The organism is Pseudomonas sp. UBA2684, assembly GCA_002354655.1.
Taxonomy (GTDB): Bacteria; Pseudomonadota; Gammaproteobacteria; order Pseudomonadales; family Pseudomonadaceae; genus Aquipseudomonas.
Genome location: DELY01000048.1, coordinates 154,701 through 180,893, shown reverse-complemented (window position 1 = coordinate 180,893; position 26,193 = coordinate 154,701). Strand labels below are relative to the sequence as shown.

23 protein-coding genes are annotated in these 26,193 nt (G+C 61.2%); 5 read left to right on the top strand and 18 right to left on the bottom strand.

The window, feature by feature from the left end; genetic code table 11:
* From B3M58_RS17300 to B3M58_RS17260, 9 genes are all read right to left on the bottom strand, one after another.
* On the bottom strand, window positions 1–693 hold the full coding sequence (locus tag B3M58_RS17300; RefSeq protein WP_296220959.1) for a cytochrome c oxidase subunit 3: 693 nt from the start codon (window positions 691–693) through the stop codon (window positions 1–3).
* Window positions 690–2,465: a cytochrome c oxidase subunit I gene (gene ctaD / locus B3M58_RS17295; protein WP_296220958.1), complete on the bottom strand. Its 1,776-nt coding sequence runs from the start codon at window positions 2,463–2,465 to the stop codon at window positions 690–692. Before ctaD ends, B3M58_RS17300 begins: the two co-directional genes overlap by 4 nt.
* Before the next feature lie 41 nt (window positions 2,466–2,506).
* Window positions 2,507–3,943, bottom strand: a complete 1,437-nt coding sequence (locus tag B3M58_RS17290) for a c-type cytochrome (RefSeq protein WP_296220957.1) — start codon at window positions 3,941–3,943, stop codon at window positions 2,507–2,509.
* Between the two features lie 237 nt (window positions 3,944–4,180).
* The gene (locus tag B3M58_RS17285; protein ID WP_296220956.1) at window positions 4,181–4,624 is read right to left on the bottom strand and encodes a thioesterase family protein; all 444 of its coding nucleotides are present in this window, start codon (window positions 4,622–4,624) and stop codon (window positions 4,181–4,183) included.
* Window positions 4,625–4,731: 107 nt separating this feature from the next.
* Window positions 4,732–5,421, bottom strand: coding sequence for a polysaccharide lyase family 7 protein (locus B3M58_RS17280; RefSeq protein ID WP_296220954.1), 690 nt, complete (start codon window positions 5,419–5,421; stop codon window positions 4,732–4,734).
* 190 nt (window positions 5,422–5,611) lie between these two features.
* Window positions 5,612–6,403, bottom strand: coding sequence for an ABC transporter ATP-binding protein (locus B3M58_RS17275; RefSeq protein WP_296220953.1), 792 nt, complete (start codon window positions 6,401–6,403; stop codon window positions 5,612–5,614).
* Between the two features lie 158 nt (window positions 6,404–6,561).
* Entirely contained in the window at window positions 6,562–7,350 is a 789-nt protein-coding gene (gene ntrB, locus B3M58_RS17270; protein WP_414704106.1) for a nitrate ABC transporter permease, read from the bottom strand.
* Between the two features lie 79 nt (window positions 7,351–7,429).
* Window positions 7,430–8,713, bottom strand: a complete 1,284-nt coding sequence (locus B3M58_RS17265; protein ID WP_296220950.1) for a CmpA/NrtA family ABC transporter substrate-binding protein — start codon at window positions 8,711–8,713, stop codon at window positions 7,430–7,432.
* A gap of 523 nt (window positions 8,714–9,236) precedes the next feature.
* The gene (locus B3M58_RS17260) at window positions 9,237–9,551 is read right to left on the bottom strand and encodes a transcriptional regulator (protein WP_296220948.1); all 315 of its coding nucleotides are present in this window, start codon (window positions 9,549–9,551) and stop codon (window positions 9,237–9,239) included.
* 198 nt (window positions 9,552–9,749) lie between these two features.
* On the opposite strand from B3M58_RS17260, the gene B3M58_RS17255 reads away from it, so the two are divergent.
* Window positions 9,750–10,142, top strand: coding sequence for a hypothetical protein (locus tag B3M58_RS17255; RefSeq protein ID WP_296220947.1), 393 nt, complete (start codon window positions 9,750–9,752; stop codon window positions 10,140–10,142).
* Window positions 10,143–10,217: 75 nt separating this feature from the next.
* Here B3M58_RS17255 and alaC read toward each other — a convergent pair whose 3' ends face one another.
* The 6 genes from alaC to acnB all read right to left on the bottom strand — a co-directional run bounded on the left by alaC (window position 10,218) and on the right by acnB (window position 18,460).
* On the bottom strand, window positions 10,218–11,459 hold the full coding sequence (gene alaC / locus B3M58_RS17250; protein WP_296220945.1) for an alanine transaminase: 1,242 nt from the start codon (window positions 11,457–11,459) through the stop codon (window positions 10,218–10,220).
* A 160-nt stretch (window positions 11,460–11,619) separates the two neighbouring features.
* Window positions 11,620–12,984 carry a pyridoxal phosphate-dependent decarboxylase family protein gene (locus B3M58_RS17245; RefSeq protein WP_296220944.1) on the bottom strand — a complete coding sequence of 455 codons (1,365 nt, stop codon included), beginning with the start codon at window positions 12,982–12,984 and terminating at the stop codon, window positions 11,620–11,622.
* A 189-nt stretch (window positions 12,985–13,173) separates the two neighbouring features.
* A complete protein-coding gene (locus B3M58_RS17240) occupies window positions 13,174–13,752 on the bottom strand; it encodes an ANTAR domain-containing response regulator (RefSeq protein WP_296220943.1) in 579 nt (192 codons plus the stop codon).
* Between the two features lie 20 nt (window positions 13,753–13,772).
* The gene (locus tag B3M58_RS17235) at window positions 13,773–14,984 is read right to left on the bottom strand and encodes a CmpA/NrtA family ABC transporter substrate-binding protein (RefSeq protein WP_296220942.1); all 1,212 of its coding nucleotides are present in this window, start codon (window positions 14,982–14,984) and stop codon (window positions 13,773–13,775) included.
* A gap of 211 nt (window positions 14,985–15,195) precedes the next feature.
* Window positions 15,196–15,405 carry a YgdI/YgdR family lipoprotein gene (locus tag B3M58_RS17230; protein ID WP_296220941.1) on the bottom strand — a complete coding sequence of 70 codons (210 nt, stop codon included), beginning with the start codon at window positions 15,403–15,405 and terminating at the stop codon, window positions 15,196–15,198.
* Between the two features lie 454 nt (window positions 15,406–15,859).
* On the bottom strand, window positions 15,860–18,460 hold the full coding sequence (acnB, locus tag B3M58_RS17225; protein WP_296220939.1) for a bifunctional aconitate hydratase 2/2-methylisocitrate dehydratase: 2,601 nt from the start codon (window positions 18,458–18,460) through the stop codon (window positions 15,860–15,862).
* A 592-nt stretch (window positions 18,461–19,052) separates the two neighbouring features.
* On the opposite strand from acnB, the gene B3M58_RS17220 reads away from it, so the two are divergent.
* Window positions 19,053–19,529: a DUF1289 domain-containing protein gene (locus tag B3M58_RS17220; protein WP_296220938.1), complete on the top strand. Its 477-nt coding sequence runs from the start codon at window positions 19,053–19,055 to the stop codon at window positions 19,527–19,529.
* Window positions 19,530–19,638: 109 nt separating this feature from the next.
* Here the strand turns inward: B3M58_RS17220 and B3M58_RS17215 are convergent, their stop codons facing one another.
* Window positions 19,639–20,502, bottom strand: a complete 864-nt coding sequence (locus B3M58_RS17215; protein WP_296220937.1) for a universal stress protein — start codon at window positions 20,500–20,502, stop codon at window positions 19,639–19,641.
* A gap of 239 nt (window positions 20,503–20,741) precedes the next feature.
* Between B3M58_RS17215 and B3M58_RS17210 the strand changes: the two genes are divergently transcribed.
* Window positions 20,742–21,347, top strand: coding sequence for a tRNA-(ms[2]io[6]A)-hydroxylase (locus B3M58_RS17210; RefSeq protein WP_296220936.1), 606 nt, complete (start codon window positions 20,742–20,744; stop codon window positions 21,345–21,347).
* 71 nt (window positions 21,348–21,418) lie between these two features.
* Here the strand turns inward: B3M58_RS17210 and lpxH are convergent, their stop codons facing one another.
* Both lpxH and B3M58_RS17200 read right to left on the bottom strand, forming a co-directional pair.
* Window positions 21,419–22,144 carry a UDP-2,3-diacylglucosamine diphosphatase gene (gene lpxH, locus B3M58_RS17205; RefSeq protein WP_296220934.1) on the bottom strand — a complete coding sequence of 242 codons (726 nt, stop codon included), beginning with the start codon at window positions 22,142–22,144 and terminating at the stop codon, window positions 21,419–21,421.
* Entirely contained in the window at window positions 22,141–22,635 is a 495-nt protein-coding gene (locus B3M58_RS17200; protein WP_296220933.1) for a peptidylprolyl isomerase, read from the bottom strand. Before B3M58_RS17200 ends, lpxH begins: the two co-directional genes overlap by 4 nt.
* A 314-nt stretch (window positions 22,636–22,949) precedes the next feature.
* On the opposite strand from B3M58_RS17200, the gene B3M58_RS17195 reads away from it, so the two are divergent.
* On the top strand, window positions 22,950–24,614 hold the full coding sequence (locus B3M58_RS17195; protein WP_296220932.1) for a glutamine--tRNA ligase/YqeY domain fusion protein: 1,665 nt from the start codon (window positions 22,950–22,952) through the stop codon (window positions 24,612–24,614).
* Window positions 24,615–24,684: 70 nt separating this feature from the next.
* Window positions 24,685–26,067: a cysteine--tRNA ligase gene (gene cysS, locus B3M58_RS17190; protein ID WP_296220931.1), complete on the top strand. Its 1,383-nt coding sequence runs from the start codon at window positions 24,685–24,687 to the stop codon at window positions 26,065–26,067.
* Window positions 26,068–26,193: the final 126 nt, after the last annotated feature.

Sequence of the window (26,193 nt, the reverse complement as noted above, 5' to 3'; positions counted from 1 at the left end):
TCACCTCAGGCCGCAGAATGCGGCGATGGCCTCATAGGTTGCCGGTGTGCTGGTCAGCAGGGCGAAGAGCAGGAGCCACAGCGCCAGCAAGTAATGCCAGTAGATGGCGCACAGCTCTACGCTGGTGCTGAGCTGCGCCAGTGGCACGTGGCGCCGAAGCTTGGCGAGGGTTCTGCCCCAGGCTACCAGGCCGCCCAGCAGGTGCAGGCCGTGCAGGCCGGTGAGCAGGTAGAAGAAGCTGTTGGCCGGATTACTCGCAACCCAGTAGCCCCACGCGCCAAACTGCTGCCAGACCCAAAGTTGCCCCGCCAGAAAGGCAATTGCCGATACGCCGCCCAGCGTAAAGCCAAGCACGGTGCCGCCCAGGTCTCCACGCCGAGCGGCCACGCGTGCCCACTGCAGGGCGAAGCTGCCGAGTAGCAGCCAGCCGGTGTTCAGCCATAACTGCCATGGATGGGCCAAGGGCGCCCAGGGCTCGGTCAGCGGTTGCCAGTCCGGTACTTGTGAGCGGGCGATAAAGGCGATCAGAAAGAGCAAGAAGAGCGAGCTGACAACGGCCAGAAACAGGCGCAGGCCTACTGTTGCGGTTTGCGCTCTGTCGACGCCCTCGGGGGGCTGAATTTCCTCTGGATCAAAACGCCAACTACCCCCAGGGTCGTTGCTGTCGGTGTTTCTCAAAAGCTGTCTGTTCATGTTTTTTCGCCCGCTAGCTTGGTGGCGGCGCTGCGCTGTCGCAGTTGTTCCAGCGCCTCGGCGGAGACCGTTTGCGGGACGAAATCCTGTTCTATCCCCGGCACGCTGTAGTCATAGGCCCAGCGGTGCACGACCGGCAGCTTGGCGCCCCAGTTGCCGTGTACCGGCGGGGTCTGCGGCGTTTGCCATTCCAGGCTGGTCGCGCCCCAGGGGTTGCCGCCGGCCGGCTTGCCCTTGAATAGGCTCCAGAACAGGTTGAACAGGAACAGCAGTTGGGCAACCCCGACGATCAATGCCGCGACGGTGATGAAGGCATTCAAGTCCTGCGCCGACTGGGGGATGAATTGGTAGTTTTCATAGGCGTAGTAGCGCCGTGGCATCCCCAGTAAACCCAGGTAGTGCATGGGGAAGTAGATGGCGTAGGTGCCGAGGAAGGTGATCCAGAAGTGCAGCTTGCCCAGGCTGTCGTTCAGCATTCGCCCGGTTATTTTCGGGTACCAGTGATAGAGGGCGCCGAATACCACCAGGATCGGCGCGACGCCCATGACCATATGGAAATGCGCCACGACGAAATAGGTGTCGGAAAGCGGGATATCCACGATCACGTTGCCGAGAAACAGCCCGGTCAGGCCGCCAACCAGGAAGGTGACGATAAAGGCCAGGGCAAACAGCATCGGTACGCTCAGGTGGATATCGCCTTGCCACAGGGTCAGCACCCAGTTGTAGACCTTCAGGGCCGTCGGCACCGCGATAACCAGGGTGCTGATGGCGAAGAAAAAGCCGAAGTAGGGGTTCATCCCGCTGACATACATGTGGTGCGCCCAGACCACGAAGCTCAGTACGCCGATCGCGACGATGGCCCAGACCATCATGCGGTAGCCGAAGATATTCTTGCGGGCGTGGGTGCTGATCAGGTCAGAGACCAGGCCGAACGCCGGCAGGGCGACGATGTACACCTCCGGGTGGCCGAAGAACCAGAACAAGTGCTGGAACAGGATCGGGCTGCCGCCCTGGTGATCGAGCTGCTGGCCCATCGAGATCAGCGCCGGCATGAAGAAGCTGGTGCCGAGCAGCTTGTCGAACAGCATCATGATTGCGCTGACCAACAACGCCGGGAAGGCCAGCAGGGCCAGGATCGAGGCCATGAAGATGCCCCAGACCGAGAGCGGCATGCGCATCAGGGTCATGCCGTAGGTGCGCGCCTGCAACACCGTGGTCACGTAGTTCAAGCCGCCCATGGTGGCGGCGACGATGAAAATCGCCAGGGACACCAGCATCAGCACGATGCCCCATTCGGTTCCTGGGGTGCCCTGGGTGATCGCCTGCGGCGGGTAGAGCGTCCAGCCCGCTCCGGAAGGGCCGCCGGGCACGAAGAAACTGGCGAGCAGCACCACTACCGAGAGCAGGTAGAACCAGTAGCTGAGCATGTTGACATAGGGGAAGACCATGTCCCGGGCGCCGACCATCAGCGGGATCAGGTAGTTGCCGAAGCCGCCGAGAAACAGCGCCGTCAGCAAGTAGATGACCATGATCATGCCGTGCATGGTCATCGCCTGGTAGTAAGTGCTGGCATCCATGAATTCGAGGCTGCCGGGAAAGCCGATTTGCATGCGCATCAGGCCGGACAACACCAGGGCGATCAGGCCGACGAAAATCGCCGTCAAGGCATATTGAATGGCAATAACCTTATGGTCCTGGCTCCAGATATAGCGGGTCAGGAAGCTTTTGGGTTCGTGCAGTGCTTCTCGTTCTACCTGCTCCGCGTAGGCCATCACGTCATCCTCCGGGTGAAGTTTCAGTGCATGTTGGCGGGTTACGGTGCTGCTCCTGGTTTGCTGCCACCTTCATCGGCGATGGATTTGATGAAGGCAATCAAGGCGTCGAGTTCCTCATCCTTCAGGGCAAAGGCCGGCATGGCCGGGGCAAAGCCCTTGGCGATCACTGCACTGGGATCGCCAATGGAGGTTTTCAGGTAGTCCTCGTCGACCGCCACCTGAGTGCCGTCGGTAAGGGTCTCGGTCTTGCCGTAGAGGCCCAGCCACGTCGGCCCGACCCCGGGCTTGCCATCGACGCTGTGGCACACCAGGCAGCCCTGGGTTTCGGCCAGTTGCCGGCCCTGCGCCGCCAGTTCGCGGGTAGCGGATGGCGCTGCGCTGATCAGCGACTTGATCAGCGCGAGCAGCGCGTTCAAGTCCTCTTGATTGAAAGTGTAGGGCACCATGACCGGGGGATAGCCCTGAACCAGCTTGGCTTTGGGGTCGCGGATCGACTCGATCAGGTACGCCTCGTCGACGTGCACGCTGCTGCCATCGACCAACTGCTCGGTGCGACCGTAGAGATCCTTCCATCCGGGGCCGAGACTGGCGCTGCCATCCAGGCTATGGCAGGCCAGACAACCGGAGTTTTTCGCCAACTGGCGGCCGTGCTCCAGGATGCTGCCCTGGCTGGGTTTGCTGGCGCTGCGCAATGTCTGGGCAAAGGTCGGTTGTTTGTTCAACCATTGCGCAAAGGCAGCCGGCTCTTCCACGATCATAGTGCCGCGCATGTTGTAATGCGCGACACCACAATACTCCGCGCACAGAACTTCATACTTGCCAAGTTTGGTCGGGGTAAACCAGAAGTGGGTCACCATACCGGGCACCATGTCCATCTTGCTGCGGATTTGCGGGATATAGAAGTTGTGCAGCACGTCTTTAGAACGCAATAACACTTTCACCGGTTGATCGAGCGGCAGGCGCACTTCATTGTTTCTGATCAGTACATCGTCTTGTCCGAGGGGATCGTTGGGGTCGAGACCGAGCGGGTTGCCGGCGTTGACCCATTTGACATCCGACTTGCCTAACTTTCCGTCCTGACCAGGAAAGCGGAAGGCCCATTGCCATTGTTGGGCGACCACTTCCAGTTCATGCGCGTTTTTCGGAACCCGGACGAAATCGTCATACACCACCAAGCCCGGCGCCAGCAGGCCGATAATGCCCAGCGTGGTGATGCCGATTAACCACCACTCCAGCTTTTTATTTTCCGGCTGATAGGCCGCCCGACGACCTTCTTTGTGCCGGTAACGGATAATCGCTACGGCCATGAACAGGGTGATGGCGATGAAGAATATGCCGGTAATCAGCAGGGTGATCAGCAGCGTGGTATCTATTGAACCCCAGTTGGACGCCGCCGCCGTCGCATGCCAAGGGCTCAGCAGGTGAAATAGCACTGATGCAACAACAATTAGAATTAAGATAATTGCTAATGTCATTTGCTCCGCATCCTGTTATGCACGGCTTATGCAAAAACATCCGGCTATACAACTGCGTCGAATAAATTGTTAATTCGGCTGCCAAGCAAGTCGTACACCTGTAACGACTCTTAAAGGCGGTTAGCAAACGTTGCAGGAAGTATAGGGTACGCAAAGAGGCCGCGCCCATGAGCGGCCTTGCTCGCTCATGGGCGCATGTGCCACACGTCGAGGCAGATCTGGATCAGCGATACCGGCTTAACCGAGCCAGTTGACCTTGGGAAACTTGGCGCTGAACGCCGCGGGCATCGCCACCACTTGGCCGCGCAGGTAGTTGAAGAACACGAAGCCGGATTTGGCCATCGCCACCAGGGCGCCATCCGCCGGGCGGCTGATGCGAAAGGTGATGTCGCCGCCATAGGTGTTGAAATCCATCACCCCCACCTCGAACAGCAGCTGATCGCGGGCATGGGCTTCGGCGCGGTAGGTGGTGGCCAGGTCGGTGACGATGATGCCGGTACCGTCCTCGCGGGTTTCCTCGATACCGAACTCGAAGAGAAAACGCGCCCGCGCCTCGGAAATCATCGAGATCATCGAATCGTTACCCAGGTGGTTGGCTGCGTTGATATCGGTGACGCGCACGGTCAGGTGGGTGCTGTAGCAGAACTGGTCTTCGGGGAACTCGAGTTTCAGGCGGGCCATGGGCAAGTCTCCGGCAGGCTGGATAACGCGCCGCGTGCTGCGGGCGGCGCGATTGTACGTGCCCGGCTGACTGTTTTGGCAGATTTGCCCGGTGAATGATGGCGCGGCTAGCGGTGCAGGCTGTTAAGCCAGTAAAAGGTCACCCGGCCGCCCTCGGTGGCGGGGCCGTAATTGTCCTGGATATACGCGCCGGCTTTGAAGTACAGCTGCTGCTTGCTCCAGTAACCGCTCAGCTGTCGATACAGCGCGCCCTTGTCGCCGTCGCTGCTGTGCACGCTGACGCCGAGCTTGCCGCTGGGGGTGATGCGCAGGTCATAGCCGAAGCGTTCGTTGAGCTGGATGTTTTCGGCCAGCAGGATGTTCTGCACCTCGGCATCGCCGGGGCGCTTGCGCAGCAGCAGTTCGAGGCGGCCGACGCCACGCAGGTAGTGGTATTGCAGTTTGATCAGCGGGTCGTTGTCGCTGCCGGGCTCGTCCTTGCTGTGAATCTGGGCAATCACGATCTTGTTCTTGCTGGGCAGCTGATTGACGCTGAGTACGGCGCTCAAATAGTTGTCGGCGCTGTGGTGGTACCAATTGCTCAGCGCCCCGTCGGCCTGGGTTTCGCGCAGTTCGCTGCGCGGGTAACGGGCGTCGGCGGTGTGCGAGCCGTTGACCGGCACCCAGAAGGTGACGCTGCCATCTGCGTGACGGCGAAAATACTGGCTCTGGTAGCCGTTGTTCAGGCGTGCGGTGGTAATGGTGGTCGGTTCTGGGCTCGTGGGAACCGAGAGATTCCAGGTGGTGAGATCGAGCACGGCGGTTCCTTCAATGGGCTGGCGGGAGTGGGCAGCCCCTCTTCGGTGACCATCGCAAGCGTAAGTTCAATCGCGCTGATGGGCGGACTAGAGCGCTTGTACGCGGCGCAGTGGCGTTGTGCGAACGCACCGTGGAGGGCCACAGGCCGCGATGGCGCGGGCGGACTGTGGCGGGTGTCCCGTGGCCGCGTTAGGCGGCCGGGCGTTGCTGGCGCTGGTAGAGAAACTCCAGCACGGCGGTGCGATACCCGTGGTACTGCGGGTCGTTGGCCAGGGCCAGGCGGTCGCGTGGGCGCGCCAGTTCGACCTTGACGATATCGCCCACGGTCGCCGCCGGGCCGTTGGTCATCATCACGATGCGGTCGGAGAGCAGAACCGCCTCGTCGACATCGTGGGTGACCATCACCACCGTGCTGTGGGTTTCGCCGACGATGCGCAGCAGCTCGTCCTGCAGGTGTGCACGGGTCAGGGCATCCAGGGCGCCGAACGGCTCATCCATCAGCAATACCTTGGGTTGCATGGCCAGGGCGCGGGCGATGCCGACGCGCTGTTTCATCCCGCCGGAGATTTCGCTGGGGTGTTTGTGCATGGCGTGCGTCAGGCCCACCAGCTGCAACGCGGCTTCGGTGCGGGCTTTGAGCTGCGCCTTGTTGTCTTTGCCGGCGAAGACCTTCTCGACCGCCAGGTATACGTTGTCGAAGCAGGTCATCCAGGGCAGCAGGCTATGGTTCTGGAACACCACGCCACGCTCCGGGCCGGGGCCGTCGATCTCCCGGCCATTGCAGATCAAGCCGCCTTCGCTGGCCTCGAGCAGGCCGGCGATCAGGTTGAGCACCGTGGATTTGCCACAGCCGGAGTGGCCGATCAGGGTGACGAACTCGCCACGGGCGATGCTCAGGTTGACGTCGGCCAAGGCTTGGAAGCGGCCTTTCTTGGTGTCGAAGTGTTTGCTGACGTGGGTCAGTTCCACGAATTTATCCATGTCTATTCTCCAGATTTCTCAGGTTTCGTTACGCGTCGTAAACGCAACCATGGAACGGTTTGAGCGGTAGGGTGGAGATGGCGAAGCCTTGTCCACCGCCAGTGCCGGCAATTGGCGGACAAGCCTCTGGCATGTCCGCCCCGCGTATCACGAATGAATCAGGAGCTGGCGTAATCGAAGCGTTTGGCGATCAGCAGCAGAATCTGCTCCAGGGCCAAACCGACCAGGCCGACGATGATGATGGCGATCAGAATGTGTTCGACATTCAGGTTGTTCCACTCATCCCACACCCAGAAACCCAGGCCAGTGCCGCCGGTGAGCATTTCCGCGGCGACGATCACCAGCCAGGCGACGCCGATGGCCAGGCGGATGCCGGTCATCAGGTGTGGCAATACGGCGGGGAAGAGGATGCGCGTGAGCACCTTCCACTCGCTCAGCTTGAGTACGCGGGCGACGTTCAGGTAATCCTGCGGCACGCTGGCCACGCCAGCAGCGGTGTTGAGGATGATCGGCCAGATCGAACTGATGAAAATCACCCAGATCGACGCCGGACCGGCCGCCTCGAACACCAGCAGGCCGATCGGCAGCCAGGCCAGTGGCGAGACCGGGCGCAGCAGGCTGATGATCGGCGAGAGCATGCCGGCCAGGAACACGAAGCGGCCGATGGCGAAGCCCAGCGGAATGCCGATCAACGCGGCCAGGCCAAAGCCGATGCCGACGCGGCCCAGCGAATGGAGGATGTTCCAGCCGATGCCCATGTCGTTCGGGCCATTGTCGTAGAACGGATCGGCGAACAGCTCCAGCGCCGCTAACCAGGTGCTCAGCGGGCCTGGCAAACCCTCGCTTTTGACGGCGATCAGCGACCAGACGCCGATAAATAGCACGATCCCGAGCAGGGGCGGAACCACGGCCTTGGCCACCGCGCTGAAGGCTGACGCGCCCGGCATGACCCAGCGCGCCGCTTTTACCGGTGCGCTGGGCACCAGCAGTGGGGTTTTCAGTGGTGCGTTCATCACAACCTCCGAATCAAGCTTTTATCGCAAAGGATTGGGCGTAAGCGGCGGGATCGCTGCCGTTCCATACCGAACCGTCGATCAACGTACTGCTGCGCAGCGAGCTGCTCGGCAGCGGCATGTTCAGGGCGCTGGCGGCCTCCTTGAACAGCGCCACCTGGTTGACCCCGGCGGCAACGGCGGCGTAATTCGGGTCTTCTTTGATCAGCCCCCAGCGCTTGAACTGGGTCATGAACCACATGCCGTCGGAGTGATAGGGGAAGTTCACCGTGCCGTCCTTGCAGAACGCCATGGCGTGGTCGTCTTTCCAGCTGTTGCCGAGGCCGTCTTCGTAGTGGCTGAGGAAGCGCGGCTCGATGACCTTGACTGGTGCGTTGACGTAGGCCTTGCCGGAAATCAGCTTGGCGGTGCTCTTGCGGTTTTCGTCGCTGGCTTCGATAAAGCGACTGGCGTCGAGAATCGCCATGATCAGCGCGCGCGCGGTGTTCGGGTTTTGCTCGATAAAGGCGCGGGTGGCGCCCAGGACTTTTTCCGGGTGATCCGGCCAGATCTGTTGGGTGGTCACGGCGGTGAAACCGATCTTGTCGGCAATCGCGCGCGCGCCCCAGGGTTCGCCGACGCAGAAGCCATCCATGTTGCCGACGCGCATGTTGGCGACCATCTGCGGTGGCGGTACGACGATGGTTTTTACGTCGGTCTGCGGGTTGATGCCCAGGCTCGCCAGCCAGTAATACAGCCACATGGCATGGGTGCCGGTGGGGAAGGTCTGGGCAAAGGTCAGCGGATTGCCGCCTTTTTTCACGTGTTCGGCCAGTTGCGCGCCATTGGTCACGCCGGCTTCTTTAAGCTGCTTGGAAAGGGTGATGGCCTGGCCGTTCTGGTTCAGGCCCATCAGCACGGCCATGTCCGTCTGTGGGCCAGCGATGCCCAACTGCGCGCCATACATCATGCCGTAGAGCACGTGGGCGGCATCCAGTTCGCCGGTATTGAGCTTGTCGCGTACGCCGGCCCACGAGGCTTCCTTGCTCGGGGTGATCGACAGACCATATTTCTCGCCGAAACCCTGAGTGGCGGCGACCACCACCGAGGCGCAATCGGTCAGTGGGATGAAGCCGACTTTCAGCGCGGCTTTTTCCGGCGCATCGGAGCCGGCGGCCCAGACGCTGCTGCGCAACGTGGCCGGAGCGGAAAGGCCTAGGGCGGCGATGCCACCGACTGCGCCGGCCATGGCGACGGAGGTTTTCAGAAAGTCACGGCGGCTGTGCTGGCTCGGGGTCTTCGAATCACGATCGGTCATGAAGTGTTCCTTTTCTTGCCGCTTGCACGGCGGAAACAAAAAAACGGCGTACGCCAGGCCACCCGATGGGAGAGGGTGACCTGACGGACGCCGTTGTCCGTGATCCGCGGCGCACCGCCGTTGGTGTGCTGCGCAGGAATCTTGCTGAGGGTGTTTGCAAGGGCCTTGCCAATCTTGCCAAGACCTGGGGGGAAGCAACTGGCCTGGCGCCGATTGCAGGCTAGAGCGGTTCTAGGTTTTAGATTTTTAGTTATCTAGATCAGATAGTTAAAAGATAAATATGATCTTTATTATGAAGCTTAAGCTGCGCCAATCAGCAGCGTTAGACAGGGGGCATCGCACGGTTTGGCAGCACTGTTTGAGCCATTGGCGTGCACGCGTGCACGGGTTTGAGCGCTTTTGGTTCGGTTTTCCCTACGGCCTTGTCGCGCCGGCCCCAGCGCTTATAGGTCAATAGTCAATCAGCCCACGCCATGCCATGCATCAGCGGCGAATCGAGCCCGGCGCACCGTAGCTGGCGCACTCAATAAGCAGGTTTGGCTTGCGCCTCTTCGACGAAGTCCCTGAGCCATCTGAGTACCTCCACGGCATCCCAGCGCGCCGGATCGAACATGGCGTAGGCCAGCCCCTGGTAACCGACGACATCCAACTGCTTGTGGTAGCCGGCACGTTGTAGCAGGGCCTCGATTTCGGCGAAGCAGGTGTTGAAATGCACCCGGGAGAACGGCGTTTTGCCTTCGGTGACAATGCCCTCCAGGTGTAACTCGGCGACGGTCGCCCGCACTTTTTCCAGCGGCATGCGGTTCACGCTGTGTTTCAACTGCAGTACGTCCAGCATCGTGGCACTCCTGGTTGACGCGATGGATTGGCCAGAACCTGCTGCTGTGCTGGCCTGACAAGGGTAATCGAAAAGTACTGTACAAATAAACAGTATTTGATTAATAGTATGTCCAACACGCCCCACGGTTCACTCATCCGGCCATGCCATGTGGTTGCAACGCCACCGGCCACAGGCCCTGCAGAGGAGCAAGTAGCAATGCAACAGATGCTTATGACGATTGTGCTGTTGATCTTGTTGAGTGGCTGCGCCCAGCCGCAGGTCGAGCAACCGAAAGCCAATGGCACTTATCTGGTGATTGAGAACAGCCAGGCCTGGGCGGTACTGGTGTCCGATGGCAAGCGGGTGGAGGAGCACGGTACGGTGATCGACGTGATCAAGCTGCCCAGTCAGCACTCGGCGGTCGCGGCCAGCTATGTGATCGAAACGCCCAACTGTGGCCGGGTGCAATGGTTGACCGAGCGCGCGGATGCCGCGGATGGAGCCACTACCCTGATGTCGCTGCATAACAACAAACAGCTTGGCGACGCCGGCTGCGTGATCGGCGATGGCCTCAGTCGGGTGTGGACGGTGCTGGATTATTCGGGTTGAGAGGCGCGCTAAACGCCGCGAAGTAACGCGTATGGCCCTGCCCACAAAGCACTTCGCGGCGCACCAACGGGTTGCTTAGCTGTTAGGTGCCTTGCGCGCTTTGCCCGCCACTGGCGCTTCAATTAAACCATCGGCGCGGAACATCGCCTTGATGCCGCGTACGGCCTGACGAATCCGATCCTGGTTTTCGATCAGCGCGAAGCGCACATGGTCGTCGCCGTAATCGCCGAAGCCGATGCCGGGTGACACGCAGACCTTGGCTTCCAATAGCAGTTTCTTAGCGAACTCCAAGGAGCCGAGCGTAGCGTAGGGTTCGGGGATCTTGGCCCAGACGTACATCGAGGCCTTGGGGTTTTCCACCATCCAGCCGATTTCATGCAGCCCTTTGACCAATACGTTGCGCCGTTGCCGGTATTGCTCGGCGATGTCGCGCACGCATTGCTGATCGCCTTCCAGGGCGGCGATGGCAGCCACTTGCAGCGGGGTGAAGGTGCCGTAGTCGTGGTAGCTCTTGATCCGTGCCAGGGCATTGACCAGTTCTTTATTGCCGACCATGAAGCCGATACGCCAGCCGGCCATGTTGTAGCTCTTCGACAGGGTGAAGAACTCCACGGCAATGTCCTTGGCGCCCGACACCTGCATGATCGACGGGGCTTTCCAGCCGTCGTAGACGATATCGGCGTAGGCCAGGTCGTGGATCACCAGCACGTCGTACTGTTTGGCCAGGGCCACCACGCGCTCGAAGAAATCCAGTTCCACGCACTGCGCAGTGGGGTTGGAGGGGAAGCCGAGGATCATCATCTTCGGTTTGGGGATCGACTCGCGGATGGCGCGCTCCAGTTCGGCGAAGAAGTCCACGCCGGGAATCAGCGGCACCGAACGCACCTGGGCGCCGGCGATCACTGCGCCATAGATGTGAATCGGGTAGCTGGGGTTGGGCACCAGCACCGTGTCGCCATGGTCCAGGGTGGCCAGCATCAGGTGCGCCAACCCTTCCTTGGAGCCGATGGTGACGATGGCTTCGCTGTCCGGGTCGATCTCCACCGCATAGCGGTCCTGATACCAGCGCGAAATGGCGCGGCGCAGGCGTGGAATACCGCGTGAGGTGGAGTAGCCGTGGGTGTCTTCACGCTGGGCGACTTGCACCAGCTTCTCGACGATATGCGGCGGCGTGGCGCCGTCCGGGTTGCCCATGCTGAAGTCGATGATGTCTTCGCCGCGCCGACGGGCGGCCATCTTCAGTTCGGCGGTGATATTGAAAACGTAGGGGGGGAGTCGATCGATGCGCGCAAAGCGGCGCGAAGCTTGGTCAGCCATGCTTTCCTCGGATACGTAAGCGCCCGGAACCGTCCGAGCGACGTTGGCCAGTGCGCTGGCCAGGTGGCGAAGATAAGCGCAGTGCCAAGGACTTGTCGAGGGGCAGGTCTACGCGGCCCTACCCAGGTTGCCGCGATGGCCTGCGCCTATACGGCGGTTTTCAGGCTGGCGTTGTGCGTTTCAGCTCGGTCAACAGCGCGATCAGCGTTTCGATGTCCGCATCGCGAGTACGCCAGGATGAGACGCTGAGGCGAAATGCCGGCCGATCCTGCCAGACGGTCGGGCCGAACCACACTTGGCCTGAGCGCTGCGCGGCGACGCGGATCGCCACGGTTTGCGCATCGCTGTCGGCGCGCACCAGTACCTGGTTCAGCACCACCCGGTTGAGTACCTGATAGCCGGCGGCGCGCAGTTGGTCAGCCAGGTAGCTGGCCTGGCGCAGGTGGCGGTCGATCAGTTCGCGCAGCCCGGTGCGGCCGAGCGCTGACAGGGCGGCCCAGACCGGGATGCCGCGAGCACGGCGGGAGAATTCCAGGGTGAGGTTTTTCTGCGCGTCTTGGGTGGCCGTGGCGTAGGCCGCATCGCTGTTCATCGCGGCAGCCAGGGCTGCGGCATCGCGGCAGATGGCCATGGCGCCATCGTAGGGGGTGTTCAGCCATTTATGCCCGTCGGTGGTCCAGCTGTCGGCCAACTCGACGCCGGCCGCTAGATGAGCCGAGGACGAGGCCCGGGCCCAGAGGCCGAAGGCACCGTCGATATGCACCCAGGCGCCGGCTGCTTTGGCGCGCGGTAGCAGCTCAGCGAAGGGGTCGAACTCCCCTGTGTTCACCTCGCCGGCTTGCAGGCAGAGCAGGGTCATGTCATCCAGCGCGGGCAGTTGCTGTGGATCAATCCGGCCGTGGCTGTCGGTGGGCGCGACGATCAGGCGTTTCATGCCGAAACCGAGGATGCGCAAGGCTTTCTTCACCGTGATATGGCAAGTCGCGGAGACCACTACGCGGATTTCCGGGGCGCCCATCAGGCCGTCGCCGTCGAAGTCCCAGCCTTGGCGCGCCAGCAGTACGCGCCGCGCCGCGCAAAGGCAGGCCAGGGTGCACGCGGTGGCACTGGTGCCGAAGCCGACTGCGCTGTCACGTGGCAGGTCGAGCAACTCGGTGACCCACTGCCCGGCAATGCGCTCCAGTGCAGCGGCGGCGGGGGAGTTATCGAACGACGAGGCGCATTGGTCCCAGGCCAATACCAGGCGTTCCGCCGCAGCCGCGGCGGGTAGGGTGGCGCCGATGACGAAGCCGAAATAACGTGGACCGTTGGAGGCGACCGTGGCCGGCGAGCCGATCTCATCCAGGCGGCGCAATACCTCAATGGCAGGATAACCGTGATCCGGCACGGGCTCGTCGAGGGTCTTGAGCCTGTCGAGGGCCGCTTGCGCCGGGAACACCTCGCGCGCAGTAATTCCGTCGAAATAGTGCAAGGCACGGCGATCGGCTTCGGCCAGCAAATGACGTTCTTCGTGGGGCGTGCTCATGCGCGGCCTCGTTGGCGGCGGTGATGGGGCTTCTACCTTATCCAGCGTAGCGCCGCCGCAGCAGGCACACCTGCTTGCGTATACGGCCGTACAGTGCGGACCGCAAGGGGATGCCGGGCGGCACAGTGACGTGCCCAGCGATACAGTTTGAGGGGGCGGGCGCTTCGCGGTCGAAGCACCCGGTTCGGTTCAACTGCCGAGCATATCGTGCATGGCGATGATCTGTTCGGCGACCTGAATCAGCTTCTGTTGACGGCTCATGGCCTGGCGGCGCATCAGCGTGTAGGCATCTTCTTCGTTGCAGCTCTTCATCTTCATCAACAGGCCTTTGGCCAGTTCGATACGCTTGCGTTCGGCCAACTGGGCGTCGCGCGCCTGCAATTGCGCGCGCAACGCTTGGTCGCTCTCGAAGCGCGCCATGGCCACGTCGAGTATCGGTTGCAGGCGTTGGGCGTGAATGCCTTCGACAATGTAGGCGCTGACCCCGGACTGGATGGCTTGGCGCATCACCGTGGGGTCGTGCTCGTCGGTGAACATGACGATGGGCCGCGGTTGGTCACGGCTGACCAGCACCACTTGCTCCATCACGTCGCGGCTGGGTGACTCGGTGTCGATAAGGATGACATCGGGGCGCACGGCCTCGACGCGTTCGGGCAGGTCGATGGTCAACCCGGATTCGTCGATCACCTCGAAGCCGGCTTCGATTAGCGCGCTTTTCAGGCGACCGACCTTCTTCGGGGTGTCGTTGATCAATAGGATACGCAGCATGAGCATGGCTCTCCGGGCAGTTACAGGGCGACAGCGGTGCTGTCGGCCATGGCGTGGAGGGTAAAGCTGCGGGCATAGCCGGCCGGGTCAGTGCCATCCCAGGTCGTACCGTCGAGCAGTGTGCTGCTACGCAGTTCGCCGGGAACGCCGATATTCAAAGCCTCGGCCGCTTTGCGGTAGAGGTCAAGCTGTTGCACCTGGCGGGCGATGCCGAGGTAGTCAGGATCGTCGCGCAGCAGTCCCCAGCGGCGGAACTGGGTCATGAACCATATGCCATCGGAGAGGTAGGGCATGTTCACCGCACCGTCGGCATGAAAGCGCAGCGGGTGCGCATCCTGCCAGGCGTGGCCGAGGCCGTCTTGGTATTGCCCGAGAAAGCGCGGCTGGATGGCGCTGAGTGGCGCGTCGACATATTCGCTGCCGCTGAGCAACTGGGCCGCGCTGCGTTTGTTCTCTTCGCTCTCATCGATAAAGCGGCTGGCTTCCAGCACGGCCATGACCAGGGCGCGGGCGGTGTTGGGGTATTGCTCGACAAATGCACGGGTGCAACCGAGTACTTTTTCCGGATGATCGGTCCAGATCGACTGGGTGGTGGCGAGGGTAAAGCCGAGGTTCTCATTCACCGCTTGCGCGCACCAGGGCTCGCCAACGCAGAAGCCATCGATGCGCCGGGCCTTGAGGTGAGCGACCATCTGTGGCGGCGGTACGACAACGCTGTCGACATCGTTGAGTGGATGGATGCCCTGACTGGCCAGCCAATAATAGAGCCACATGGCATGGGTGCCGGTGGGAAAGGTTTGGGCAAAGGTGAGTTTTGCGCCACCTTGGTGCGCGCGCAGATTCAGTGCGTCGCTTGTGGTCACGCCGGCGAACTTCAGCGCCTGCGACAGGTTTATGCTTTGCCCGTTCTGGTTGAGGCCCATCAACACCGCCATGTCGGTCGCCGGAGCGCCGCCGAGGCCGAGTTGCACACCATAGATCAAGCCATAGAGGCTGTGTGCGGCATCCAGTTCGCCGCTCAGCAGTTTGTCGCGCAGGGTCGCCCAGGAGGCCTGGCGTTGCAGGTTGAGGGTCAAGCCATAGGGCTGGGCGAAGCCCTGGGTGGCGGCGACAATCAGCGAGGCTGAGTCGGTCAGGGCCATAAAGCCGAGGTTCAGTGCGCTCTTTTCCGGTGCATCGCTACCGGCGACCCAGGCCAATGCATCGCCCCGGGTGATGTATTGCTCGCTCATTGCGCTTTTCCCATCTCAACACAAAAAGGCGCCGCACCAGTGGCTGCCTATGGCAGCGGCTGGAACGACGCCATTGTCTATGGGCCGATTCCGCCGTTGGTAAGGGCCCTGTTGCGAGGATAGAAGCAAGCCATATGCCAGCAGTCGATATTGTGCGAGCCGGTTGTTGAGCGGCCCCTGCTTGAGCAGGGTGAGGGGGCTGGTGTCGGGCTCAGCGTTCGAGCATTTGCTTGACCGCGCTTTGCGGAATCTGTTGACGCCGCCCCTCGCTGTCGGTGAATTCGATCATCCCGGTGTCGTCGTCCAACTGCGGCTTGCCATCGCTGGTGAGCATCTGGCCGTCAGTGGTGGTGATGATGTATTCGCTGCTGCAGCCTGCGAGGCCGACCAGGCACAGCAAAACGATGATCCAGTGTTTCATGGGCTTCTCCAGGTGAATTACGTGGCGCACTGAGGTGCTCCATTTCTGACGGTAGCTGGTGGTTTTACGCCCGCAAGGCGGCAAACAAGAAAAGGCGCTGGTTCCGTCAGGTGTTGTCCGGTGGCAGATTTCTCCGGAGCGGATAGGGTGCTTCGTCCGCGGCTGTCGCCGCTGCAACGGTGTTTCGAGCGGTGGGCGCTTGGCCGTACGAGTAATAGCGAGAGCACCGCACTAGGTTCTGTACTTGTTAACTGTTGATGCGCTCCAGCGCCTTTAGCCGGGTAAGCGGGGCTGGTGTGAACGATTAAACCCGCATACGGGAGTCGTGCGCTGACTGAGTCGGAGGGGCTTTAGCTGCGAGCGCTTTGGCCTGTTGTGAGCCCGTTGCCTGAACTGCGGCATAGCCAAACAAAAAACCCCGCACTAGGCGGGGCTTTTCTTGATGCTGAGAGCGTTAGGCTTGCACGACCGGGATATTAGCGTTCGCTGCGGCTTCACGGAACTCGGCGATCTGGTCGAAACTCAGGTAGCGGTAAACGTCCGCTGCCATGGTGTCGATTTCCTTCGCGTAGACCATGTACTCCTCAACGGTCGGCAGGCGACCGAGGATCGACGCCACCGACGCCAGCTCGGCCGAAGCCAGGTAGACGTTGGCGCCATCGCCCAGACGGTTGGGGAAGTTACGGGTCGAGGTCGAGACCACGGTGGAGTTCGGTTCGACGCGTGCCTGGTTGCCCATGCACAGCGAGCAGCCCGGCATTTCCATGCGCGCGCCGGCCTTGCCGTAGATGCCGTAGTAGCCTTCTTCGGTCAGTTGGTGAGCGTCCATCTTGGTCGGCGGCGACAGCCACAGACGGGTTGGCAGCTGACCCTTGACCTGATCCAGCAGTTTACCGGCCGCGCGGAAGTGACCGATGTTGGTCATGCACGAACCGATGAACACTTCGTCGATTTTCTCGCCAGCCACGCTGGAGAGCAGGCGGGCGTCGTCCGGATCGTTCGGTGCGCAGAGCACCGGCTCTTTGATGTCGGCCAGGTCGATTTCGATGACTTCGGCGTATTCGGCGTCAGCATCGGCAACCATCAGCTCCGGGTTGGCGATCCAGGCTTCCATCGCTTGAGCACGGCGCTCCAGGGTGCGCGCATCGCCGTAGCCTTCGCCGATCATCCAGCGCAGCAGGGTGATGTTGGAGCTCAGGTACTCGGTGATCGACTCTTTCGACAGCTTGATGGTGCAACCGGCAGCCGAACGTTCGGCCGAGGCGTCGGACAGCTCGAACGCTTGCTCGATGCTCAGGTTGTCCAGGCCTTCGATTTCCAGGATGCGGCCGGAGAAGGCGTTCTTCTTGCCTTTCTTCTCTACGGTCAGCAGGCCAGCCTGGATCGCGTAGTAAGGAATGGCATGCACCAGGTCACGCAGGGTGACGCCCGGTTGCATTTTGCCTTTGAAGCGCACCAGGATCGATTCCGGCATGTCCAGTGGCATAACGCCAGTGGCGGCGGCGAAGGCCACCAGACCGGAACCGGCCGGGAACGAGATGCCCATCGGGAAGCGGGTGTGCGAGTCACCACCGGTGCCGACGGTGTCCGGCAGCAGCATGCGGTTCAGCCAGCTGTGGATGATGCCGTCGCCCGGACGCAGGGAAACGCCGCCGCGGGTCATGATGAAGTCAGGCAGGGTGTGGTGCGTGGTGACGTCGATCGGCTTCGGGTAGGCCGCGGTGTGGCAGAACGACTGCATCACCAGGTCAGTGGAGAAGCCCAGGCATGCCAGGTCTTTCAGCTCATCGCGGGTCATCGGCCCGGTGGTGTCCTGGGAGCCGACGGTGGTCATCTTCGGTTCGCAGTAGGTGCCTGGGCGAACGCCCGCGACGCCACAGGCTTTGCCGACCATCTTCTGCGCCAGGGTGAAACCCTTGGTGCTTTCAGCCGGTGCTTCAGGCTTCTTGAACAGATCGGACGGTGGCAGACCCAGTTCGGCACGCGCCTTCTCGGTCAGGCCGCGGCCGATGATCAGCGGGATACGGCCGCCAGCGCGCACTTCGTCGAGCAGCACCGGGGTCTTCATTTCGAAGGTGGTCAGGACTTCGTCGCTGTTGTGCTTGGTGACTTTGCCAGCATGCGGGTACAGGTCGATCACGTCGCCCATGTGCATGTTGGTGACGTCGAATTCGATTGGCAGTGCGCCGGCATCTTCCATGGTGTTGTAGAAGATCGGGGCAATTTTGCTGCCGAAACAGAAACCGCCAGCGCGCTTGTTCGGCACATAAGGTACGTCGTCGCCGAAGAACCACAGCACCGAGTTGGTCGCCGATTTACGCGAGGAGCCGGTACCGACCACGTCGCCGACGTAGGCGATCGGGAAGCCTTGACCGCGCATTTCTTCGATCTGCTTCATCGGACCGGTGACGCCTTGCTCGTCCGGCACGATGCCGTCGCGGGCCATTTTCAGCATGGCCAGGGCGTGCAGCGGGATATCCGGACGCGACCAGGCATCTGGAGCCGGCGACAGGTCGTCGGTGTTGGTTTCGCCGGTAACCTTGAATACGCGCAGGCTGATCTTGTCGGCCAGGGTCGGGCGGTTCTTGAACCATTCGCCATCGGCCCAGGACTGCATCACACCTTTGGCGTGAGCATTGCCGTTCTTGGCTTTTTCCGCGACATCGTGGAAGGCATCGAACATCAGCAGGGTGTGCTTGAGCTCTTCAGCGGCAACCGGGGCCAGTTCGGCGTCGTCCAGCAACTCGACCAGGGTGACGATGTTGTAGCCGCCTTGCATGGTGCCGAGCAGCTCAACGGCGCGCTTCTTGTCGAGCAGAGGGGATTTGGCTTCGCCCTTGGCCAGCGCGGAAAGGAAACCGGCCTTTACGTAGGCGGCTTCGTCCACACCTGGCGGAACACGGTTGGTGATCAGGTCTACCAGGAAAGCTTCTTCGCCAGCGGGCGGGTTTTTCAGCAGCTCGACCAGGCCTGCGGTTTGTTCGGCGTTCAGCGGCTGGGGCACGATACCCTGAGCGGCACGCTCTGCTACGTGTTTGCGATAGGCTTCAAGCACAGTTATTACCCTCATCATTGGTCCCAAAGGGTTGTCCGGGACGCGATCCAGAAAACCCTGAACCAAGCGCTTCGTGGCTTTATGAGCCGCTTAGCCGAGGTTTCAGAGGTTTCTTCCAGAAGCTGCTTTCAAAGTTTTACGCCGGCAGGACGGGGTAGATGAGGGCTGGCGCGGACACTTGGTGGGCTCCAAGCGCCGGCGCCAACATCGTACCTGCAGGATCGACTGTGCTCGTGACGCTTTGAAAACAGCTTCCAACGGACATTGGCGCCTATTAAAGGCGGGCCGATTCTACTGGAAAGCTTTCATAAAGTTAAGCTAAAGCCCCGGTATATACAGGGCTGATCTGACCTAGACAAAAGGCTAACAGGCTGTTGAAAAATCTAGGCGAGGCAGCTGAGACAAGGCAAAACGCTCGCAACGCAGCGCAGCGAAGTAACAGCCGCAGGGCGAACGTAATGAGTCAAAAACGCAGTTTACGTGGTGTAAATGAGCATTTTTAGGCCGTTTTAACGCCGTATCGGCAACGTAGGTAGTTTTTCAGCGGCCTGCTAAGATGCCTGCTTGTTCGCCTAGTGTGTTTGTCTTCGTTATGTCCAACCAGCGCATCAAAACCCCGTGTGTCGGCCTTTGCTCAACTGTTTACGGTGACTTGGTGTGCCGTGGCTGCAAACGCTTTCATCATGAAGTGATCAACTGGAACGGCTACAACGACGAGGAAAAATATGCCGTCTGGCTGCGCCTGGAGGTGCTATTGGTGCAGGTGATGGCGGCCAAGCTGGAAGTTTTCGACGCCGCGCGCCTGCGCAATCAGCTGGAACAACGAAAAATTCGCTTCGTGCCACAGCAGTCGCCGTATTGCTGGGCCTACCAGTTGATTGCCCGTGGCGCGCGGGTGATCAGCCAGTTGGAGGCTTACGGCATGGTGTTGTTGCCGGAGTTTCGTGGTTGGACCTTGCCGGAGCTGCGCGACGCCATCGATCGCGAGTTCTTCCTGCTCTCCGAGGCGCATTACGAGCGCTACATCGCCCCGAGCTTTCTGCGCGAAGGCCTACACGCGCGTCTTTGAAGCGAGGCGCTGCCCGCCCTCGTGCCGGCTGCGCGTTTGCAGCGGCGGCAACCTGGCTATTTATACGACAAAGCCGCCTGAATAAGGCGGCTTTGTCGTATGGCGGCGCTCAGCGTTGGGCAACCAGCTCTTCCAGGTGGGCAATGATGTCGTCTGGCTTGAGCACCAGCACATCGCTTTCCAGGGCGTCGAGCGTCACTTCCGCGGTGTTGCCGATCAGTGCGCCCGAGAGGCCGGTTCGCGCCACGGTGCCAATCACCGTGACAGCGGCATTCAACTGGTGGGCGATTTGCGGAATCAACACGTCAGCCGGTCCTTCGGCAATGTGCAGGCGTTCGTTGGCGATCTCGTATTCGGCTTGGAACGCCCGACATTGCTCGCGATAGCGTGCTTCGATGGTTTCCTTCAGCTGAAAGGTCGGGTCGCCTGCCGAGAGCATGGGCGAAGGGTGAGCGCTCATGACATGCAGCTCGGCCTTGGCCAGGGCGGCGATGTCATAGCCGTGGCTGATAATGCTGGCGTGCAGCGTGCGGTGTTCGCCATCCGCGTTACCGACGTCGACCGCAGCAAGGATGATGCCGCCGGCCCAGGGTTTCTCGGTTTTCACCATCAGCACCGGGCTCGGGCAATAGCGCAGGAGCTTCCAGTCGTCCGGGGTGAGGATGGCTTTTTTCAATGGGTTGTCGGGGAAGTGCTGTTTGATCACCAGGCCGCAGCCTTCGGCCTGTTGCACGGTCACGATGGTGCTGTGCGGGGTTTCGTGCCACGCCTGTTGGCTGGAGATGCTGTAACCCTCCTGTTCGAGGCCGGAACACAGCTCCTTCAGGTATCCCGAGTGATCGCTCTTTTTATCGCAGACCAGCAAATGCAGGTGCGATTGCGTCACCCCGGCGATCAATTTGGCCCGTTTTAGCGCCAGACCTTCTGGTTTGTCGGGCTCTATCACCACCAAAATGCTGCGGATAGCTTGCATGATCGTCTCCCTGTGACGTGAGTTGGGCTTTACACAACTATAGATGCCACAACCGCACTGTGTTCTTGACCGGTATTCAACGGCATGGCTGGCTGTTCGCGCGGCCATTCGTATAATGGCCCGCCCGGCAGAACAGCCAGGGTGTTTATCTACTTGCGTGAGCCTATACACGTGTTACCTGAAATCGATTTTTTTCACCGTCGTTCACTGTTTGTGCCGCGTCCGTACGGGGCTTGCGCATGAGCCTGCCGGAGATCCACGAGTTTCTCGGCTGCCGCACGCCGGCCGCCTGGGTCGAGGCCGCCTTGGCCAACCCGGAAATCCTGCTGATCGACCACAAGAACTGCGAGTTCAAGGCCGCGAGCACCGCCCTGAGTCTGATGGCCAAGTACAGCACCCATGTCGATTTGATCAACATGATGTCGCGTCTGGCGCGCGAAGAGTTGGTGCACCATGAGCAAGTGCTACGCATCATGAAACGCCGCAAAATCGGCTTACGCCCGGTCTCCGCGGCGCGCTACGCCTCGGCGCTGCGTAAAGTGGTGCGCACCCATGATCCGCATCGGCTGGTCGACACCCTGGTGGTCGGTGCCTTTATCGAGGCGCGCAGTTGCGAGCGTTTCGAGGCGCTGGTGCCGCACCTGGACGAGGAGTTGGGCAAGTTCTACTTCGGCCTGCTGAAAAGCGAGGCCCGGCACTTCCAGGGTTATCTGAAGTTGGCCTATCAATACGGCGACGAACAGGATGTGGCGCAAGCGATTGAGCGGGTGAGGGCAGTGGAGCAGGAGTTGATCGAGTCCCCGGACAGCGAATTTCGCTTCCACAGCGGCGTACCGGCAGCCTGAGATTGGACAAGACATAGTCCCATACCCACAAAAAACGCCCATCAGGGCGTTTTTTGTAGGTGCAGGCAGGCTCATGCGTCCAGCGCAAAGGGCGCCAGTTGGTAACCCTGTTCATCGATCTGCAAGGCCCAGCCTTGCTTGTCCCAGTCGCCCAGAACGATACGCCGCGCGGGCTGGCCATCCACCTCAAGCTTGTGCAGGGCAGGCCTGTGGGTGTGGCCGTGAATCAGCGTGCGCACGGCGTTATCAGCCATCACACGTGGTATTTCGGCAGGGGTGACATCGACGATGTCGCCGGCTTTCAGGCGAGTTTGTACGCGGCTTTCCTTGCGCAGCTTGCGCGCCAGCTTGTGCCGGGTGGCCAATGGCAGGTGGCGCAGGATGAACAGGCTCAGCGGGTTACGCAGCCAACGGCGCAGGCGCATGTAGGCTGGGTCCTGGGTGCACAGGCTATCGCCATGCATCAATAGCACCGGCTCGCCGGCCAGTTCGATCACGCTGGGGTCGCGCAGCAGGGTACAGCCGGCTTCGCGGCAAAACTCCCGACCAATCATGAAGTCGCGGTTGCCGTGCATCAGGTAGATGCGCGTGCCGCTGTCGCTCAATTGGCGCAGGGACTGAGCAATCGAGCGTTGAAAAGGGCTGATGGCGTCGTCGCCTACCCACACTTCGAAGAAGTCGCCGAGGATATACAGGGTTTCGGCGTGGATGGCGCGAGTCTGCAGGAAATGCAGGAACGCCCGGCTGATATCCGGGCGCTCCTCTTCAAGATGCAAGTCGGAGATCAGTAGGATCACTCAACGATCTCGGCGCGCTCGATGATCACGTCGTCGACCGGGACGTCTTGATGGCCGGATTTCATGGTGGTGGCAACGCCTTTGATCTTGGTCACTACGTCCATGCCTTCGACCACTTCGCCGAATACGGTATAGCCCCAGCCTTGCACGGTCGGTGCGCTGTGGTCGAGGAAGGTGTTGTCAGCGACGTTGATGAAAAACTGCGCGGAGGCCGAATGCGGTTCCATGGTGCGAGCCATGGCCACGGTACCGATTGTGTTGGAAACGCCGTTATTGGCTTCGTTCTTGATGGTGGCACGGGTGGCTTTTTGCTTCATGCCCGGCTCGAAACCGCCGCCCTGGACCATAAAATTGCTAATCACCCGGTGGAAAACGGTGTTGTCGTAGTGGCCGTCTTTCACGTACTGCTTGAAGTTGGCCACGGTTTCCGGGGCTTTGTCTTCGAACAGGTTGAGGGTGATGACGCCGTGGTTGGTGTGCAGCTTGATCATGTTGGTAATCGCTCTGTCGAAAAATCCAAGAGCCGGCCCAATCTCTCGCGGTGCGCAGTAGGTATTGAGCCGGCTCTAAGGCCTGTCAGGGGGTTGACAGCTTCGGCTATGATAAGCGCTTTGTATAAGCCGGCCTACCCTGAGAGCCTGTCCACAACCTGCTGCGCGTTGGCTAAACGGCGTTGAAAACCACCTTGGAATGCTCATTTACATCCGTAAACTCCGCTTCCTCGGCTGTTTTCGCCACCGTTTAGCTCTAGCTCGCAAGGGTGTGAACAGGCTCTGAATCGTGCCCCGCACTCGCCAAGGACCCCATGAGCAAGCCAGAAACTGTCGCCGCCGCTAACTTTCTTCGTCCCATCGTCCAGGCCGATCTGGATACCGGCAAGCACGCGAAGATCATCACCCGTTTTCCGCCGGAGCCCAATGGCTACCTGCACATCGGCCATGCCAAGTCGATCTGCTTGAACTTCGGTCTGGCCAAGGAATTTGGTGGCGAGTGCAACCTGCGCTTCGACGACACCAACCCGGCCAAGGAAGACCAGGAATACATCGACGCGATCAAGAGTGACGTGCAGTGGCTGGGCTTCCAGTGGGCCGGCGAGGAGCGTTACGCCTCCAACTATTTTGACCAGTTGCACGACTGGGCCGTCGCGCTGATCAAGGCCGGTAAGGCCTATGTCGACGACTTGTCGCCGGATGAGGCGCGTGCATACCGTGGCAACCTCAACGAGCCTGGCAAGAACAGCCCGTTCCGTGAGCGCTCGGTGGCAGACAACCTCGACCTGTTCGCCCGCATGAAAGCCGGCGAGTTCCCGGACGGCGCCCGTGCCCTGCGCGCGAAGATCGACATGGCGTCGCCGAACATGAACCTGCGCGACCCGATCCTCTACCGCATTCGCCACGCGCATCATCACCAGACTGGCGACAAGTGGTGCATCTACCCCAGCTACGACTTCACCCATGGTCAGTCGGACGCCATCGAAGGCATCACTCACTCGATCTGCACCCTGGAGTTTGAGGATCACCGGCCGCTCTACGAGTGGTTCCTTGAGCAGCTGCCGGTGCCGGCGCAGCCGCGTCAGTACGAATTCGCCCGCCTCAACCTCAACTACACCATCACCAGCAAGCGCAAGCTCAAGCAGTTGGTGGACGAGAAGCATGTACAGGGCTGGGATGACCCGCGCATGTCGACGCTCAGTGGCTACCGGCGCCGTGGCTACACCCCAGCGGCTATCCGTACCTTCTGCGACATGGTTGGGGTCAACCGCGCCGGTGGCGTGGTCGACATCGGCATGCTCGAATTCGCCATCCGCGAAGACCTCGACGCCTCCGCCGCACGCGCCATGTGCGTGCTCAAGCCGCTCAAGGTCGTGATCACCAACTACCCCGAGGGCCAGGTCGAGAACCTTGAACTGCCGCGCCATCCCAAGCAGGACATGGGGGCGCGCGTGCTGCCATTCAGCCGCGAGATCTATATCGATGCCAGCGACTTCGAAGAAGTCCCGCCGGCCGGCTTCAAGCGCCTGACCCCCGGCGGCGAAGCACGCCTGCGCGGCAGCTACGTGATTCGCGCCGACGAAGCGATCAAGGACGCCGCGGGTAATATCGTCGAACTGCGCTGCTCCTATGACGAAAACACCCTGGGCAAGAACCCCGAAGGGCGCAAGGTCAAAGGCGTGATCCACTGGGTGCCGGCTGCTGAAAGCGTCGAGTGTGAAGTGCGTCTGTACGACCGCCTGTTCCGCTCGGCCAACCCGGAGAAGGCCGAAGAGGGCGAAAGCTTCCTCGACAACATCAACCCCGAATCGCTGGTGGTGCTCACCGGTTGTCGCGCCGAGCCATCGCTGGCGGATGCCGCCCCGGAAGAGCGCTTCCAGTTCGAGCGCGAAGGCTACTTCTGCGCCGACAGCAAAGACAGCAAGCCGGGGGCGCCGGTGTTTAACCGCACCGTGACCCTGCGTGACTCCTGGGCCTGATGCCCGGGAGGTTCGAATGCCGTACTAAACACGGGCCAGCGCATTGGCCCGTGGTTTCCAAGGAATCGTGATGCTCTCGATCTACAACACGCTGACCAAAAGCAAAGACGAACTCAAACCGCTGGTGGGTAATCACGTGCGCATGTACGTGTGCGGCATGACCGTCTACGACTTCTGCCATATCGGCCACGCGCGGGTGATGGTGGCGTTCGACGTGGTCGCGCGCTGGCTGCGTCATCGCGGCTATGAGCTGACCTACGTGCGCAATATCACCGACATCGACGACAAGATCATCCGGCGCGCCAACGACAACGGCGAGCCGTTCGAAGCGCTGGTCGAGCGCATGATCGCCGCGATGCACGAAGACGAAGCGCGTCTCAACGTGCTGCGCCCGGATCAGGAGCCTCGCGCCACCGAGCACATCGCCGGCATGCACAGCATGATCCAGACCCTGATCGACAAAGGCTTCGCTTACGCCCCGGGCAACGGCGACGTGTACTACCGTGTCGGCAAGTTCGTCGGCTACGGCAAGCTGTCGCGCAAGAAGATCGAAGACCTGAAGATCGGCGCGCGCATCGAGGTCGATGAAGCCAAGGACGATCCACTCGACTTTGTCCTGTGGAAGGGCGTCAAGCCAGGTGAGCCGAGCTGGCCATCGCCCTGGGGCGCCGGCCGGCCAGGCTGGCACATCGAGTGCTCGGTGATGTCGACCTGCTGCTTGGGCGAGACCTTCGACATCCATGGCGGCGGCCCGGACCTGGTGTTCCCGCACCATGAAAACGAAATCGCGCAGAGCGAAGCCGCCACCGGCAAGCTCTACGCTAACGCCTGGATGCATGCCGGTGCGGTACGCGTGGATGGCGAGAAGATGTCCAAATCGCTGGGCAACTTCTTCACCATCCGCGAGGTGCTGGAGAAGTACCACCCGGAGGTGGTGCGCTACCTGCTGGTGGCCAGCCACTACCGCAGCGCCATCAACTACTCGGAAGACAGTCTCAAGGAAGCCAAAGGCGCGCTGGAGCGCTTCTATCATGCGTTGCGCGGTTTGCCCGAGGCCGCGCCGGCCGGTGGCGAGGCCTTCGTCGAACGTTTCAGCGCGGCGATGGACGACGACTTCAACTCGCCGGAAGCCTGCGCCGTGCTGTTCGAGATGGTCCGCGAGGTCAACCGCCTGCGCGATAGCGATCCGCAAGCCGCTGCTGGTCTGGCTGCTCGGCTGAAAGAGCTGGCCGGCCTGCTCGGTGTGCTGCAACTGCCGCCGGATACCTTCCTGCAAGCCGGCGCCGCTGGCAAGGTCGACGCCGCCGCAGTCGACGCCCTGATCGCCGCGCGCCTGCAAGCCCGCGCCGAGAAGAACTGGAGCGAATCCGACCGCATCCGCGACCAGCTCACCGCCATGGGCGTGGTGCTCGAAGACGGCAAGGGTGCCACGACCTGGCGCCTGGCCGAGTAAGCTGTTTGCCTGCATAAAAAAGCCGCTTTCGAGCGGCTTTTTTATGGCTTTTGTCCCTGTTACGTGTTGCAGGAGAAGCCGCGTTGTTGTGGGAGCGGATTTATCCGCGAAAATCTTCGAAAACTG

Coding starts and splice junctions, on each gene's coding strand:
- B3M58_RS17300 (WP_296220959.1), bottom strand. CDS start 693: ATGAACAGACAGCTTTTGAGAAACACCGACAGCAACGACCCTGGGGGT.
- ctaD (WP_296220958.1), bottom strand. CDS start 2,465: ATGGCCTACGCGGAGCAGGTAGAACGAGAAGCACTGCACGAACCCAAA.
- B3M58_RS17290 (WP_296220957.1), bottom strand. CDS start 3,943: ATGACATTAGCAATTATCTTAATTCTAATTGTTGTTGCATCAGTGCTA.
- B3M58_RS17285 (WP_296220956.1), bottom strand. CDS start 4,624: ATGGCCCGCCTGAAACTCGAGTTCCCCGAAGACCAGTTCTGCTACAGC.
- B3M58_RS17275 (WP_296220953.1), bottom strand. CDS start 6,403: ATGGATAAATTCGTGGAACTGACCCACGTCAGCAAACACTTCGACACC.
- ntrB (WP_414704106.1), bottom strand. CDS start 7,350: ATGCCGGGCGCGTCAGCCTTCAGCGCGGTGGCCAAGGCCGTGGTTCCG.
- B3M58_RS17265 (WP_296220950.1), bottom strand. CDS start 8,713: ATGACCGATCGTGATTCGAAGACCCCGAGCCAGCACAGCCGCCGTGAC.
- B3M58_RS17260 (WP_296220948.1), bottom strand. CDS start 9,551: ATGCTGGACGTACTGCAGTTGAAACACAGCGTGAACCGCATGCCGCTG.
- B3M58_RS17255 (WP_296220947.1), top strand. CDS start 9,750: ATGCAACAGATGCTTATGACGATTGTGCTGTTGATCTTGTTGAGTGGC.
- alaC (WP_296220945.1), bottom strand. CDS start 11,459: ATGGCTGACCAAGCTTCGCGCCGCTTTGCGCGCATCGATCGACTCCCC.
- B3M58_RS17245 (WP_296220944.1), bottom strand. CDS start 12,984: ATGAGCACGCCCCACGAAGAACGTCATTTGCTGGCCGAAGCCGATCGC.
- B3M58_RS17240 (WP_296220943.1), bottom strand. CDS start 13,752: ATGCTGCGTATCCTATTGATCAACGACACCCCGAAGAAGGTCGGTCGC.
- B3M58_RS17235 (WP_296220942.1), bottom strand. CDS start 14,984: ATGAGCGAGCAATACATCACCCGGGGCGATGCATTGGCCTGGGTCGCC.
- B3M58_RS17230 (WP_296220941.1), bottom strand. CDS start 15,405: ATGAAACACTGGATCATCGTTTTGCTGTGCCTGGTCGGCCTCGCAGGC.
- B3M58_RS17220 (WP_296220938.1), top strand. CDS start 19,053: ATGTCCAACCAGCGCATCAAAACCCCGTGTGTCGGCCTTTGCTCAACT.
- B3M58_RS17215 (WP_296220937.1), bottom strand. CDS start 20,502: ATGCAAGCTATCCGCAGCATTTTGGTGGTGATAGAGCCCGACAAACCA.
- B3M58_RS17210 (WP_296220936.1), top strand. CDS start 20,742: ATGAGCCTGCCGGAGATCCACGAGTTTCTCGGCTGCCGCACGCCGGCC.
- B3M58_RS17200 (WP_296220933.1), bottom strand. CDS start 22,635: ATGATCAAGCTGCACACCAACCACGGCGTCATCACCCTCAACCTGTTC.
- B3M58_RS17195 (WP_296220932.1), top strand. CDS start 22,950: ATGAGCAAGCCAGAAACTGTCGCCGCCGCTAACTTTCTTCGTCCCATC.
- cysS (WP_296220931.1), top strand. CDS start 24,685: ATGCTCTCGATCTACAACACGCTGACCAAAAGCAAAGACGAACTCAAA.